The sequence below is a fragment of the Pseudomonas sp. Leaf59 genome, from assembly GCF_920984685.1.
Taxonomy (GTDB): Bacteria; Pseudomonadota; Gammaproteobacteria; order Pseudomonadales; family Pseudomonadaceae; genus Aquipseudomonas.
In genome coordinates, this window is sequence record NZ_CAKLBR010000020.1 from 56,639 (window position 1) to 71,230 (window position 14,592).

Here is a 14,592-nt window from a genome sequence, read left to right on the forward strand (position 1 = left end):
ACCCGCAGGGATGTGGTTGCCTGCTACTTCAGGCCCAGGCGTCTGGCCAGGCGGCCCAGGTTGGCGCGGTCCAGGCCCAGCTCGCGGGCGGCGCCGGCCCAGTTGTGCTGGTGGCGTTCCAGGCAGGCGCCGATCACCTGGCGCTGGTAGTGCTCGGTGGCCTGGCGCAGGTCACCGGTGACGGGTGCCGGCGGGGCTTGCGCTTCAATGAGCGGGGCGTTGACCTCCGGCAGATCCAGGTCCCTGGCGCTCAGGCTGAGTATCTTCGGACGCTCGCGGCAGTTGCCCAGCGCCTTGAGCGCGCTGCGCCCGATTGCGTGCTCCAACTCGCGCACATTGCCCGGCCAGTGATAGGCCAGCAGCGCGGCCTGGGCATCGCCGCCAAGGCGCAGGCTGCCCAGGCCCATGCGTGAGCGGTTCTGTTCAAGGAAATAACCGGCCAGCAGCAACACATCGCGTCCGCGTTCACGCAGCGCCGGCACGTGCAGCGGGTACACGCTGAGGCGATGGTAGAAATCGGCGCGGTAGCGGCCGCTGCGCACTTCTTCGGCGAGGTCGCGGTTGGTGGCGGCGATCAGGCGCACGTCCACCTGGTGTTCGCGGTCCGAGCCCAGGCGCTGCAGCTGGCCGCTTTGCAGCACACGCAGCAGCTTGGCCTGCACGCTCAGCGACAGTTCGCCGACCTCATCGAGAAACAGAGTACCGCCATTGGCCAGTTCAAATTTGCCTCGGCGTTCATTCAGTGCGCCGGTAAAGGCGCCGCGCACGTGGCCGAACAGCTCGCTTTCCACCAGCGTTTCCGGCAGGGCGGCGCAGTTGAGGCTGATCAGCGGTTTGTCGGCCCGCGTCGAGGCGTCATGGATCGCCTGGGCCACCAGCTCCTTGCCCACCCCGGTTTCGCCGGTGATCAGCACCGTCAGGTCGCTGCCGCCGACCAGGTTGATCTCTTCCACCAGGCGCTTGTGGGTTTTGCTCTGGCCGATCATTTCCTTGTGCGGCTGGCCGCCGGCCTGGCGGTAGATCTCGGCGCGCAGGGCCAGGCGTTCAATGCGTTCGGCGACATTGACGGTGGCGGCGGCGAGGCTGGCGAAGGCTTGCAGGGCGTCCAGCTCAACGCGTTCGAAACGTTCGGTGTCCAGCGCATCCAGGGTCAGCAGGCCCCAGGGCCGGTCATCGACGAACAGCGGGCAGCCCATACAGTCGTGCACTTCCAGTTGCCCGTGCACACCGGCGACCAGGCCGTCATAGGGGTCGGGTAACGCACTGTCGCTGTCGAAGCGGGTGGGGCCGGGGCTGCTCAGCAGCACGGCGAAGCGCGGGTGCTCGCTGACCTTGAAGCGTCGCCCCAGGGTATCGGCGCTCAGGCCATCCACCGCCAGCGGCACCAGCCACTCGCCGTCCAGGCGCAACAGCGCGGCGGCGTCGCACGGCAGCAGGGCGCGCATGGCGTGCAGCAGGCGGCGGTAACGCTCGCCTTCGGGCAGGTCGCGGGAAAGGTCGGCGACCAGGGGCAGCAGGGTGGTAAGCAGCGAATGCGCAGTCATAATGACTCCTTGTAGTCGTTGTGACTATAAGGCGTAGCAAGTCATATTGACTAGGTATGTCGTAACCAATTGAAAATATTGGATTTGTAGATTGGCACGAATACTGACTGCTTCAGGGCACTTCATTAACAAGCCCAGGAGTCTCCCATGCTGACGGCCCAAGACCGTACCATCATTCAGTCCACCGTGCCGTTGCTGGAACGCGGCGGTGAAGCGCTGATCACCCATTTCTACCGCATGATGCTGTCCGAGTACCCGCAGGTGCGTCCGCTGTTCAACCAGGCCCACCAGGCCAGCGGCGATCAGCCCCGCGCGCTGGCCAATGGCGTGTTGATGTACGCGCGGCATATCGACCGGCTCGACCAGTTGGGCGACCTGGTGGCGAAGATTATCAACAAGCACGTGGCGCTGCAGATCCAGCCGGAGCACTACCCGATTGTCGGCGCCTGCCTGTTGCGTGCGATCTCTGAAGTGCTGGGCAGCGACATCGCCACGCCTGCGGTCATGCAGGCCTGGGGCGCGGCCTACGGCCAGTTGGCGGATATTCTGATCGGCGCGGAAAAAGCCCTTTATGACGAAAAAGCCAAGGCGCCGGGTGGTTGGCGCGGGGCTCGGTCGTTCAAACTGGTGAAGCGGGTGGAGGAGAGCGCCGAGATCATTTCGTTTCATTTTGCTCCGGTGGACAACGGCCCGATTCTCAAGGCCGCGCCGGGCCAATACATCAGCCTGCGGCTGGTGCTCGACGGCGAAGAAGTGCGCCGCAATTACTCCCTGTCGGCACTGAGCGATGGCAGCGAATACCGCATCAGCGTCAAACGCGAAGCCGGGGGACGGGTGTCCAGCTATTTGCATAATCAACTGCAGGTCGGCGCGACGATTGAGCTGTTCCCGCCGTCGGGGGATTTCACGCTGGTGGCCAGCGACAAACCGCTGGTGCTGATCAGTGGCGGGGTGGGCATCACACCGACCCTGGCGATGCTCGAGGCGGCCCTGGCCACCGAGCGCCCGGTGCACTTTATCCACTGCGCGCGCAATGGCGGGGTGCATGCGTTTCGTGAGTGGGTGGATGCACTGGCGGCCAGGCATCCGCAGCTCAAGCGGTTTTACTGCTACGCCGAGGACGATGGGGTGAGTCCGGCGGCGGACAGTATTGGGTTGTTGAGCCAGGCGCAGTTGGCGGCGTGGTTGCCTGAACAGCGCGATGTGGATGCCTATTTCCTGGGGCCCAAGGGCTTCATGACCGCGATCAAACGTCACCTCAAGGCACTGGGCGTGCCGCAGGCGCAAACGCGCTACGAGTTCTTCGGCCCTGCAGCGGCGCTGGAGTAACGCGCGTCAACAGTGTGGGAGGGGGCTTGCTCCGGATGGCGGTGTATCAGTGACAGCCAAGCTGGCTGACCCACTCCCATCGGGAGCAAGCCCCCTGCCACCGTTGGAACGGTGTGCTGACTGATTAATCCCCCGTTAACCCCCCTCTGTTTAAACCATGCTCTGTGTGTAAACTTGCGCCCATTGGCACAACCAAACAAAGGGATACGGGGATGAGTGACGAATTGCGTTTAGGCAGGGAGCGGCGCTTTCTGGTGTTGCTGGGCATCATCTGCCTGGCGCTGATCGGCGGTGCGCTGTACATGCAGGTGGTGCTGGGCGAAGCGCCGTGCCCGTTGTGCATCCTGCAACGTTACGCCTTGCTGCTGATCGCGATCTTCGCGTTCATTGGCGCGGCGATGCGCACCAAGGGCGCGGTCACCCTGTTCGAAGGGTTGGTGATCCTCAGTGCACTCGGCGGTGTGGCTGCGGCGGGGCACCATGTGTACACCCAGTTCTTCCCCCAGGTCAGCTGCGGCGTCGATGTGTTGCAGCCGATCGTCGATGACTTGCCGCTGGCCAAGGTATTCCCGCTGGGCTTTCAGGTCGATGGCTTCTGCAGCACACCGTACCCACCGGTGCTGGGCCTGTCGCTGGCGCAATGGGCGCTGGTGGCGTTTGTGCTGACGGTGATCCTGGTGCCGCTGGGCATTTATCGCAATCGCCAGCGCACAGCCTGAACTTTTCGTAAAAAGCCCCGGTCACTCCTGAAGAAGGACCGGGGCTTTTTTGTGCGTCGGCAAATGTGAAAGGGCCGTGACGAACGGCGACAAATGGGGCGTGCGGCGTGCGACATGTTGTCACACGGATGCTGTTGCAGGCGCTTTCCATGCGTCGTTTTTGGCGTGCGGATTTGCACCAATCGGTCAGTTTGTGCTGTCAGTTCATCGTTTGAATCGTACCTTTGACAGGTCGCGGTCGTGGCCGTGAGGTGATGTCCCAATGCCTTGTTTTATGGGGACTTCGACGGCCTCGTCATGCCCTTACAACTTGTAAGGGATGGCCTGGAGGAACGAATAACACGGTATTTTTTGTGGGTTTTATTGAGAATTGACCGCAATAAGATCGCGCATCCCGGCCCTGTCAGTGAAGAATTATTGCTGTAATCGATAAAAATTATTTCTTTATCAGACATGGTTTATACATCGCCAGCTAACTACAATCCCCCGCACTGAGTGTCCGATGCTGTGCAATATTTGAGCATCGCAGGGGTCGAGGGGCGATGGACGGCTCCGTGCGACCCAGGTTCCGGCAGCCTTTCAACTATCCGCACCAAATGGAATTGGTCTGTAACAAGGCCTTTAACCACGAAATCGAATAAGAACGCGCCGCAGGTCAGTGAAACGTACAGTTTTTTTGGTGTGGCGGGCAGGCTCTTATTCAATCGAAGAGAAATGCCAACCCTTGGCAGGGTGAAGTGTTGGCGATCAAAACCCAACTGCATTGCGCAAGCTGCTTTAGAGGTCGTGAGATGAGTAAAAACAGGTACCCCCGATTACTAGGCTTTTTGCCGCTGCTTGGCATGCTGTTAATGCTGGGAGGCTGCAAGTGGACCTTGCTCGACCCAAAAGGACAGGTCGGTCTGGATGAACGAAACCTGATCATCACCGCCACCCTGCTGATGCTGCTGGTCGTGGTCCCTGTGATCATCATGACCTTCGCCTTCGCCTGGAAATACCGCGCGTCTAACACCAACGCGACCTACGCGCCGAAGTGGTCGCACTCCACCAAGATCGAAATCGCGGTGTGGCTGGTCCCGATCCTCATCATCGTTGCCCTGGGTTATGTGACCTACAAGTCCACCCACGCACTGGACCCGTACCGTCCGCTGGAATCGGACGTCAAGCCGATCAACATCGAAGTGGTCGCGCTGGACTGGAAGTGGTTGTTCATCTACCCGGACCTGGGTATCGCCACCGTGAACCAGATCCGTTTCCCGGAGCACACCCCGCTGAACTTCAAGATCACCTCCGACGCCGTGATGAACTCGTTCTTCATCCCAGCCCTGGGCGGTCAGATCTACGCGATGGCAGGTATGCAGACCAAGCTGCACCTGATCGCCAACCAGAAAGCTGAAATGGAAGGCATCTCCGCCAACTATAGCGGCGCTGGCTTCACCGGCATGAAATTCAAAGCGATCTCGACAAGCCAGGAAGACTTCAACGCCTGGGTCGCCGAAGTCAAGGCCGCACCTAAACAGCTTGATCAAGCTGAATACGACGCCCTGACCAAACCAAGCCAGAACAACCCTGTCGCCCTGTACTCCTCGTACGAGCCGAACCTGTTTCAGAAAATCGTCGACAAGTACGAAGGCATGAAACCAGGCAAGCCGGTCAAGCACGAGAAGAAAGAAGTGGCCGCGGCTGAAGGTTCTGACACGGGCTCGAATTCAACTGCTGGGGCAGAGGAGTAAACGATGTTTGGTAAATTAAGTTGGGACGCGGTCCCATTCCACGAGCCGATCGTGATGGTGACCATCGCCATGATCGCGCTGGGTGGTCTGGCACTGTTTGCGGCAATCACCTACTTCAAGAAGTGGACCTACCTGTGGACCGAGTGGTTGACCTCCGTCGACCACAAGAAAATCGGTGTCATGTACGTCATCGTGGCCATGGTCATGCTGCTGCGCGGCTTTGCCGACGCCATCATGATGCGTACCCAGTTGGCCATGGCCACCGAGGGTTCGCCGGGCTACCTGCCGCCTGAACACTATGACCAGATCTTCACCGCCCACGGTGTGATCATGATCATCTTCATGGCGATGCCTTTCTTCACCGGCCTGATGAACCTTGCCTTGCCGCTGCAGATCGGTGCGCGTGACGTTGCCTACCCGTTCCTGAACTCCCTGAGCTTCTGGCTGCTGGTATCGGGCGTGGTGCTGATCAACCTGTCCCTGGGCGTCGGCGAATTCGCCAAGACCGGTTGGGTTGCGTATCCGCCATTGTCGGGCCTGCAATACAGTCCGGGCGTGGGGGTGGATTACTACATTTGGGCACTGCAGTTATCAGGGCTCGGGACGACATTGACGGGGGTCAACTTCCTGGCCACCGTCCTCAAGATGCGCGCCCCTGGCATGAAACTGATGGACATGCCGATCTTCACCTGGACCTGCACCTGGGCAAACGTGCTGATCGTGGCTTCGTTCCCGATCCTGGCCGCTACCATGGCGCTGCTGTCGCTTGACCGTTACCTGGATTTCCACATTTTCACCAATGAACTTGGTGGCAATCCGATGATGTACGTGAACCTGTTCTGGGCATGGGGTCACCCTGAGGTGTACATCCTGATCCTGCCAGCGTTCGGTATCTTCTCCGAAGTGATCTCGACCTTTACCGGCAAACGCCTGTTCGGTCACCACTCGATGGTCTATGCATCGGGCGCGATCTCGGTACTGGGCTTCATGGTCTGGCTGCACCACTTCTTCACCATGGGTTCGGGGGCCAGCGTCAACGCCTTCTTCGGCCTGGCGACGATGCTGATTTCCATCCCGACGGGGGTGAAGCTGTTCAACTGGCTGTTCACCATCTACCACGGTCGTCTGCGCATGACCAGCCAGGTTCTGTGGACCCTGGGCTTCATGGTGACCTTCGCCATTGGCGGCATGACCGGCGTACTGCTGGCCATTCCGGGTGCTGACTTCGTGCTGCACAACAGCCTGTTCGTGATCGCTCACTTCCATAACGTGATCATCGGTGGCGCGGTATTCGGCTACATCGCCGGTTTCAGCTTCTACTTCCCGAAAGCGTTCGGCTTCAAGCTGCACGAAGGTTGGGGCAAGGCTGCGTTCTGGCTGTGGATCTCGGGCTTCTTCGTCGCGTTCATGCCGCTCTATGCTCTGGGCTTCATGGGCATGACCCGTCGTCTGAACGCCACCACCAACCCTGAGTGGGTGCCGTACCTGTACGTCGCCATGTTCGGTGCGTTGATGATCGCGGCCGGTATCGCCTGCCAGTTGATCCAGCTGTATGTCAGCGTGCGTGATCGCAAGCAGAACCTGTGCGAGTCCGGCGACCCGTGGAACGGCCACACCCTGGAATGGTCGACCTCGTCGCCACCACCGTTCTACAACTTCGCCGTGATCCCGACTGCGAACACCATTGATGCGTTCACCGAAGCCAAGGAAGACGGTACTGCGTACCAGAAACCTGCGCACTACGAGCCGATCCACATGCCGAACAACACCGCCACTGGCGTGGTGATGGGCGCGCTGTTGACCGTGTTCGGTTTCGCGATGATCTGGCACATCTGGTGGCTGGCAATCGTGGGCCTGGTGGGCACTATCGGTTACTTCATCGTCCACGCTGCACGTGACGATCAAGGCTACATGGTGCCGGTGGAAACCATCGAACGCATCGAAGCCGAGCAGCACGCTCGCCTGGTAGCCGAGAAGAAGATCCCGGCCAACCGTGTTGAAACCCCGTTGGAACAGGTTTAAACCATGTCGAACTTAGCGACCAATGCTGGACACGCCCATGTCGATGACCATGGGCACCACGACCACCACGACACCGGCCCGATAACCGTCTTCGGTTTCTGGCTCTACCTGATGACCGACTGCATTTTGTTTGCGTCGATCTTCGCGGTGTACGCGGTACTGGTAAACAACGTAGCGGGTGGCCCGTCGGGCCACGACATCTTCGAACTGCCTTACGTGCTCGGCGAAACCGCCTTGCTGTTGTTCAGTTCGATCACCTACGGCTTCGCCATGCTGGCCTTCTACAAAGGCAACAAGAAAGGCGTGCTGAGCTGGCTGGCCCTGACCTTCCTGTTCGGCCTGGGCTTCATCGGCATGGAGATCAACGAGTTCCACCTGCTGATCTCCGAAGGCTACGGCCCGCACCGTTCCGGTTTCCTGTCCGCGTTCTTCACGCTGGTAGGCACCCACGGTCTGCACGTATCGGCCGGCCTGCTGTGGATGGCGGTGATGATGTATCAGGTCAATAAACACGGCCTGACCAACACCAACAAGACCCGCCTGAGCTGCCTGAGCCTGTTCTGGCACTTCCTGGACGTGGTCTGGATCTGCGTATTCACCGTCGTCTACTTGATGGGGACTCTGTAATGGCTAATGCACACTCCCATGACAGCCATGATGCGAGCCACGGCAGCGTAAAGTCTTACGCTATCGGCTTCATCCTGTCGGTCATCCTGACCCTGATTCCGTTCGGCCTGGTGATGTACCCGACCTTGCCGAAGTCGATCACCCTGATGATAGTGCTGGCATTCGCCGTGATCCAGGTGCTGGTGCACCTGGTGTACTTCCTGCACCTGGACCGCTCCGAAGCCCAGCGCGAGAACGTGATCGCGTTCGTGTTCGCAGGTCTTGTGATCGTTCTGCTGGTTGGTCTGTCGCTGTGGATCATGTTCAGCATCCACACCTACATGATGGCGAAGTGAGGTAAGACCCGATGTCGCTTAAGCACTTTATCCAAATCACCAAACCGGGGATCATTTTCGGTAACGTGCTTTCTGTGGCAGGCGGCTTCTTCCTGGCCTCCAAGGGGCATGTCGATCTGGCCATCTTCCTGGCGGCAATGATCGGCACTTCCCTTGTTGTGGCGTCCGGTTGCGTGTTCAACAACTGCATCGACCGTGACATCGACATCAAGATGGAGCGCACCAAGAATCGTGTGCTGGTGCAGGGGCTTATTTCCCTGAAACTGGCGCTGATCTTCGCGACCGTCCTGGGTATTGCCGGTGTGGTGTTGTTGTACAAGGTGGCCAACCCGTTGGCGGCGCTGTTTGCCGTGATCGGTTTTGTCATCTACGTCGGCCTCTACAGCCTGTACCTCAAGCGCAAGTCGGTTCACGGCACGCTGGTGGGCAGTCTGTCGGGGGCGATGCCGCCGGTGATTGGTTATGTGGCTGTGACCAATAGCTTCGACATGGCCGCGCTGGTGCTGCTGGTGATGTTCAGCCTGTGGCAGATGCCGCATTCCTATGCCATCGCGATTTTCCGCTTCAATGACTACCTGGCTGCGTCGATCCCGGTTCTGCCGGTCAAGCGTGGCATCCAGGTGGCCAAGAAACACATCCTGCTCTACATCCTGGCCTTCCTTGTGGCGACCTTGATGTTGACCTTCAGTGGCTATGCCGGCATGAGCTACCTCGCCGTTGCCGCCGCCATGGGCATGTACTGGCTGTACATGGCCTGGACCGGCTACAAGGCGGTGGATGACACCGTCTGGGCGCGCAAGCTGTTCGTGTTCTCGATTTTCACCATCACCGCGCTCAGCGTGATGATGTCTCTGGATTTCCAGGCACCCAAAGAGCTGTTGCTGACTTACGCTCACTGAGTCATCGAGCACCGGCTCTTTAGCCAAAATCAGCCCCGCCCTCGAAAGAAGCGCGGGGCTTTTTATTGAGCCACCCTTAAACTCTTCACCACTTCCAAGCAGGCAGGAACAAAAGCATGAGTAAAACAGCCGTTCTGGTCTTCAGTGGCGGGCAGGACTCGACGACCTGTCTGATCCAGGCCCTGGCGCGTTACGAACAGGTGCACTGCATTACCTTCGATTACGGCCAGCGCCATGTCGCCGAAATCGAAGTGGCCCAGCGATTGGCCAAGCAGCTGGGCGCCACCGTGCACAAGGTGATGGATGTGTCGTTGCTCAATGAGCTGGCCATCAGCAGCCTGACCCGCGACAACATTCCCGTGCCCACCGAGAGTTCAGGCGATGGTTTGCCGAGTACCTTCGTGCCGGGGCGCAATATCCTTTTCCTGACATTGGCGTCGATCTACGCCTACCAGGTAAAGGCCGAAACCGTGATCACCGGCGTGTGCGAAACCGACTTCTCGGGCTATCCCGATTGCCGGGACGAATTCGTCAAGGCGCTGAACAAGGCGCTTGCGCTGGGCATGGATTACACACTGCGCCTGGACACCCCGTTGATGTGGCTGAACAAGGCCGAGACCTGGGCACTGGCCGATGACCTGGGCCAACTGGAGCTGGTGCGCCAGCAAACCCTGACCTGCTACAACGGCGTGATCGGCGACGGCTGCGGCAATTGCATCGCCTGCGAGCTGCGCGCGCGTGGTCTGAATGACTACCTGCAGAACAAGACGGCAGTCATGGGCAGTCTGAAGCACAAGTTGCAGTCGAGCTGAACCGCGGTTAAATCCACTGGCCGGCTTCTCGTCATACTTCCTTACACAGTGAGCATTCAGCACTCGCCTACAAGGAGTAGACACCATGGTCAGCGTCAGTCGTCGTTCCCTTCTCGCCTTTGGCGCCGCGTTGCCGGTGCTGGGGCATCTGAACTGGGCGCACGCCAGCCCCGCGCCGAAAACGTCTGACACCGTGCGGCTCAACTACAACGAAAGCCCCTACGGCCCCGCAGGTACCGCCCGCGATGCGATGCAGCGCGGGATTACAGCGGCGTGGCGTTATCCCTACCCGCACATGTACGCGCTGGCCGCGTTGTTCGCCCAGCAGCAGGGCATCGCCGAAGAACGGGTGGCGGTGTTTGCCGGCTCCATGGCCGCCCTGCGCTATGCCGTCCTGGCATTTACCAGCGCCACCCGTGGCCTGGTGATGGCCACGCCGTCGTACGAAGTCCCGCACCAGTCTGCGCAGGCGTGGCGTGCTCCCGTGCATGAGGTGAGCCTGAACGCCAACCACGCCCATGACATACCCGCGATGCTTGCCGCCGACCCACAGGCGGGCATGCTGTACCTGTGCAATCCCAACAACCCCACCGGCACCCTCACGCCTACCGAGGCGATCCGCCATGCGCTGGCGAACAAACCCAAGGGCAGCGTGCTGGTGGTGGACGAGGCCTACATCGATTTCTGCGACGCTCCCAGCTGTGTGGGGTGGGTGAACGACCACGACGACCTGCTGGTGCTGCGTACCTTCTCGAAAATCTACGGCATGGCTGGCGCGCGGGTGGGCTTGGCGATCGGGCATCCGGCGTTGCTGGAACGGCTGGCGGTGTTCGGCGGCGATAACGTTCCGGCGGGCGCAAGCCTGCTGGGCGCGCAGGCCAGTCTGGAAGACATCAAACTGCTGCCGCAGCGCAAGGCCCTCAATGCCCGGGCGCGGGATGAGACCATCGCCTGGCTGAGGGCGCGCGGGTTCACCTGCACGGCGTCGCAGAGCAACTGTTTCATGGTCGACGTGAAGCAACCGGCGCAGCAGGTGGTTGAACGGCTGGCAGCCCATCACGTGCTGGTTGGGCGGGTGTGGAGCAACTGGCCGCAGTGGATGCGCGTGACGGTGGGCAACAGGCAGGAGATGGCGCGTTTTCGCGAGGTATTCGCAGCGCAGGTCAAACGGATCAGTTGAGACACCACAGTCTCAATTTGGCAAGCGGGCTTGTTGTGGCGAGCGAGCTTTATGTGGCGAGCGGGCTTGCCCCGCGTTGGGCTGCGCAGCAGCCCCAAAACCAGGCTCTGCGTAGTGTCAGGTACACAGCATTTTGTTCAATTGGGGGCGCTTCGCGCCCCAACGCGGGGCAAGCCCGCTCGCCACAACAGCTCCCGCGCATAGTTACTGCTGGGCGATGCTGTAACCGGCGAACGCCGTCTGCTGCTGCAGCGCGGTGATCACGCTCTTGCGGCTCAGCGGCTGTTCGGCGCCTGAGTTGTCCACAAAGCTCTCGACTTCCAGTTCGGCCTCATCGCCTTCACCCACGAAGCTGAACCCCAGGAACTCGAATGCCTCACGGTCGACATTGAGCCTGGAGCGCGGCGTGCGCAGCGGCAGGGTGACGCTGACGCCATCCTTGCTGATCACGAACACTTCAGCGTCTTTTTTGCTACGCGCGGCCTTGCTCTTGCCGGCGCTCGGGTTGCTGATGGCCTGGTGCGACTGATTCAACACCTTGAGGGCCAGGCCGTACACCAGTTCCTGAAACTCGGGGTCGTCCTTGAAACTGGACAAAATGCGGCTGATCGAGAACTTGCTGCTCAGGTCTTCCAGGGCGAGGTTGTCGGCCGCTTCAGCGTCCTTGAGTTGCTTGAGCCGGCCCATCAGGTCATAGGCCTTGTCATCGTCGAAGGCGTCGTGAGCCTGGCGGATGGCCACGCGCAACTCGCGGATCTGGTCGCTTTCCTTTGAGGTGTGAAACGCGTCCAGCACCATCTCGCTGATGATCTTGGCCGCTGGCACATGCTGTGAAAGATTGATGGCGTTTTCGTATTCAGCCTTGGCGTGCAAGGTGGCTACGGATTCTTCGAGGTGGGAATCAGGCATTGAAATTTCACTACTTCAGTAAACGGAGACAAAAAAGCGTCGGGCATTTTCAGGGGGGAGGGGGGTGAGGTCAAGGCGGATGCGTGCTACTCGTCCAGTTGCGCAAGACACGCTTGCAGAATATCCAGGCCCTCCTCCAGCACCGCAGGCTCGATGGTCAGCGGTGCCAGCAAGCGGATGATGTGCCGCGACTTGCCACTGGGCATCAGCAGCAAGCCGGCGTCTCGCGCCAAGCCCAGCAACTGGGTCAGTTGCCTGGAGGCAGGGGTGCCGTCGGCATTCGTCAGCTCGATGCCGCGCATGGCGCCGACGCCGGTAAGGCGTCCCAGGCAGGGCGACAGGTGCTGGGCCCGCCAGGTTTCATAACGGCTGACGATCGCGGCCGCCTGCTGCGCTCCCCAGCGCTGCAAATGGTCATCCGTCATCACGTCGAGGGTGGCCAGGGCCGCTGCGCAGGCGATGGGGTTGCCCGAATAAGTGCCACCCAGGCCGCCTTTGGGCAGGTTGTCCATCTGCGCCTTGCGGCCCACCACTGCACCGAGCGGCACGCCGCCGGCAATGCTTTTGCCGAGCAGAATGAGGTCTGGTTCGATACCCAGGCGTGAGAAGGCAAAGCGCTGCCCGGTACGGCCGAAACCGGACTGGATTTCATCGGCGATCAGCAGGATGTTTTTGGCGTCGCAGAAACGGCGAAGTGCCTGGGCGAACTCGATATCCAGGGCCAGGAAGCCGCCCTCGCCCTGCACCGGCTCAATGATGAAGCAGGCGACATCGTTGACGTCGATTTCCACGCTGAACAGGCGGTCCATCGCCTTCAGCGCTTCGGCGCAGGTCACGCCGTTATCGGCACTCGGGTAGGGCAGGTGATACACCGGACCGGGCAGTACGCCGACCTTTTGCTTGTAGGGCGCGACCTTGCCGTTGAGGTTGAGGGTAGCCAGGGTGCGGCCGTGGAACGCGCCGTCGAAGGCGATCACAGCGGTACGGCCGGTGGCGCCCCGTGCGATCTTCAAGGCATTTTCGGCCGCTTCCGCGCCGCTGTTGGTGAGCATGCCGCTGACCGGATAGCTCACCGGGATAAATGCGGTCAGGCGCTCCATCAGTTCGATATAGGGTGTATGCGGCGCGGCGTTGAAGGCGTAGTGGGTCAGCCGGGTGGCCTGCTCGCGTATCGCCTCGACCACGGCGGGGTGGCAGTGGCCAAGGTTGAGCACACCGATGCCACCGACAAAATCGATATAGCGTTTGCCGGCCGTGTCCCAGACTTCGGCGTTTTTACCGTGGCTGAGGCTGATGGGATGAACGATGGAAATCGACTGGCTGATCGGATCGTGGCTCATGAATCCTGGACTCGGCGGTGGCGGGCGTCTTTTTATCTAAGCTGCCCGCGTGCCCTTGCCGCAAACGAAATAAAGTCGCCGGGTCATTAATAAAAGTCGCGATCTACTCAGAAACCCTGTTCTTGCCCGCCGCTTTGGCCCGGTACAACGCCTGATCGGCGCGCCTCATCAACGCGGCTGCGGACTCACCCGGATGACGTTGCGCCACACCCAGGCTCAAGGTCACGCGAACGTCGTGCAAGATGGGCAATTGCGCGATGTGCTTACGAATATGTTCGGCCGCCCGTTTTGCCGCGTCCAGTGTGGTTTTGGGCAGCACCACCATGAACTCATCGCCGCCCCAGCGGGCCGGCAGGTCGCCAGTGCGCATGCACGCGTTCAGGCCCTCGACCACGATCATCAGGGTCTCGTCGCCCATGCTGTGGCCGTGCTGGTCATTGATCAATTTGAATTCATCAATGTCCATGGCTACCAGTGTCAGCGGCAGGCGAAAACGCTCGGCACGCTCGCATTCTTCCAGCAGGACTTTCTCCAAACGGTAGCGGTTGGCGATGTGCGTCAGGGCATCCTGTTCGGCGAGGATGCGGTTCTCGTCCAGTTGCAGCTGCAGTTGTTGATTGACCCGCGACAGTTCACGGGTGCGTTCGGCTACCAGCGCTTCAAGAGACTGGTTGCGCTTTTGCAGTTGTTCAATGGAGTGTTTGCGCGAATGAATATCGCGGTGTGCGCCGACCATGCGCCTTACCGAGCCGTCGGGGTTGCGCGCAATCACATAGCCCCGGTCTTCGATCCACAGATAGCTGCCGTCTTTTTTTCGACAGCGATATTCGGCCTGATAATGGGGCGCGCGCTGGTTGATGTAATCATCGAAAACAACCATCACAAGGGGGTAATCATCCGGATGGATGACGTTCTCCCAGGTAAACACGTTGTTTTCCAGCGAGTGGCGGGGGTAGCCGAGCATCTCGTACCAGCCGGGGTTGCGGTAGACGTAACCGGTGTCGGCGTTCCAATCCCAGATCCCGTCGCTGACCAACTCCATGACCGCATGCAGCAGGTCGGCGTTGAGGTCGGAAAAGTCATTGGCCAACGGGTTATTGCCGGATGTATCGTCCATCTGCGCGCTTCCCTGCGTGTGCTGGC

At 60.4% G+C, this 14,592-nt stretch carries 13 protein-coding genes; 9 read left to right on the forward strand and 4 right to left on the reverse strand.

From position 1 onward, the window contains the following. Positions 1 to 23: 23 nt before the first annotated feature. Positions 24 to 1,544: a nitric oxide reductase transcriptional regulator NorR gene (gene norR, locus LUB09_RS19345; RefSeq protein WP_231423446.1), complete on the reverse strand. Its 1,521-nt coding sequence runs from the start codon at positions 1,542 to 1,544 to the stop codon at positions 24 to 26. A 147-nt stretch (positions 1,545 to 1,691) separates the two neighbouring features. Between norR and hmpA the strand changes: the two genes are divergently transcribed. The 9 genes from hmpA (at position 1,692) to ptaA (ending at position 11,200) form a co-directional block, all read left to right on the forward strand. After that, positions 1,692 to 2,873 (forward strand): NO-inducible flavohemoprotein, encoded by a 1,182-nt coding sequence (hmpA, locus tag LUB09_RS19350; protein ID WP_231423447.1) that lies wholly within the window; start codon positions 1,692 to 1,694, stop codon positions 2,871 to 2,873. Positions 2,874 to 3,085: 212 nt separating this feature from the next. Then, positions 3,086 to 3,592: a disulfide bond formation protein B gene (locus LUB09_RS19355; protein ID WP_209984679.1), complete on the forward strand. Its 507-nt coding sequence runs from the start codon at positions 3,086 to 3,088 to the stop codon at positions 3,590 to 3,592. Positions 3,593 to 4,383: 791 nt separating this feature from the next. Further along, positions 4,384 to 5,325, forward strand: coding sequence for a ubiquinol oxidase subunit II (gene cyoA, locus LUB09_RS19360; protein WP_209984676.1), 942 nt, complete (start codon positions 4,384 to 4,386; stop codon positions 5,323 to 5,325). A gap of 3 nt (positions 5,326 to 5,328) precedes the next feature. Beyond that, complete coding sequence (gene cyoB / locus LUB09_RS19365) at positions 5,329 to 7,347, forward strand: cytochrome o ubiquinol oxidase subunit I (RefSeq protein WP_057007311.1); 2,019 nt, start codon at positions 5,329 to 5,331, stop codon at positions 7,345 to 7,347. A 3-nt stretch (positions 7,348 to 7,350) separates the two neighbouring features. After that, positions 7,351 to 7,974, forward strand: coding sequence for a cytochrome o ubiquinol oxidase subunit III (locus LUB09_RS19370; RefSeq protein WP_003238390.1), 624 nt, complete (start codon positions 7,351 to 7,353; stop codon positions 7,972 to 7,974). Further along, positions 7,974 to 8,309 (forward strand): cytochrome o ubiquinol oxidase subunit IV, encoded by a 336-nt coding sequence (gene cyoD / locus LUB09_RS19375; RefSeq protein ID WP_003176003.1) that lies wholly within the window; start codon positions 7,974 to 7,976, stop codon positions 8,307 to 8,309. The genes LUB09_RS19370 and cyoD overlap by 1 nt, the downstream gene beginning before the upstream one ends. An 11-nt stretch (positions 8,310 to 8,320) precedes the next feature. Continuing rightward, positions 8,321 to 9,208 (forward strand): heme o synthase, encoded by an 888-nt coding sequence (gene cyoE, locus LUB09_RS19380; protein WP_209984671.1) that lies wholly within the window; start codon positions 8,321 to 8,323, stop codon positions 9,206 to 9,208. A gap of 116 nt (positions 9,209 to 9,324) precedes the next feature. After that, positions 9,325 to 10,020: a 7-cyano-7-deazaguanine synthase QueC gene (queC, locus tag LUB09_RS19385; protein ID WP_209984669.1), complete on the forward strand. Its 696-nt coding sequence runs from the start codon at positions 9,325 to 9,327 to the stop codon at positions 10,018 to 10,020. Positions 10,021 to 10,105: 85 nt separating this feature from the next. Then, complete coding sequence (gene ptaA, locus LUB09_RS19390) at positions 10,106 to 11,200, forward strand: pyoverdine biosynthesis transaminase PtaA (RefSeq protein ID WP_231423448.1); 1,095 nt, start codon at positions 10,106 to 10,108, stop codon at positions 11,198 to 11,200. A 204-nt stretch (positions 11,201 to 11,404) separates the two neighbouring features. Here ptaA and LUB09_RS19395 read toward each other — a convergent pair whose 3' ends face one another. The 3 genes from LUB09_RS19395 to LUB09_RS19405 form a co-directional block, all read right to left on the reverse strand. After that, entirely contained in the window at positions 11,405 to 12,109 is a 705-nt protein-coding gene (locus tag LUB09_RS19395) for a hypothetical protein (protein WP_231423450.1), read from the reverse strand. 86 nt (positions 12,110 to 12,195) lie between these two features. Then, complete coding sequence (locus LUB09_RS19400; RefSeq protein ID WP_231423451.1) at positions 12,196 to 13,449, reverse strand: 2-aminoadipate transaminase; 1,254 nt, start codon at positions 13,447 to 13,449, stop codon at positions 12,196 to 12,198. Positions 13,450 to 13,552: 103 nt separating this feature from the next. Then, positions 13,553 to 14,566 (reverse strand): sensor domain-containing diguanylate cyclase, encoded by a 1,014-nt coding sequence (locus tag LUB09_RS19405; RefSeq protein ID WP_231423452.1) that lies wholly within the window; start codon positions 14,564 to 14,566, stop codon positions 13,553 to 13,555. Between the last annotated feature and the right edge of the window lie 26 nt (positions 14,567 to 14,592).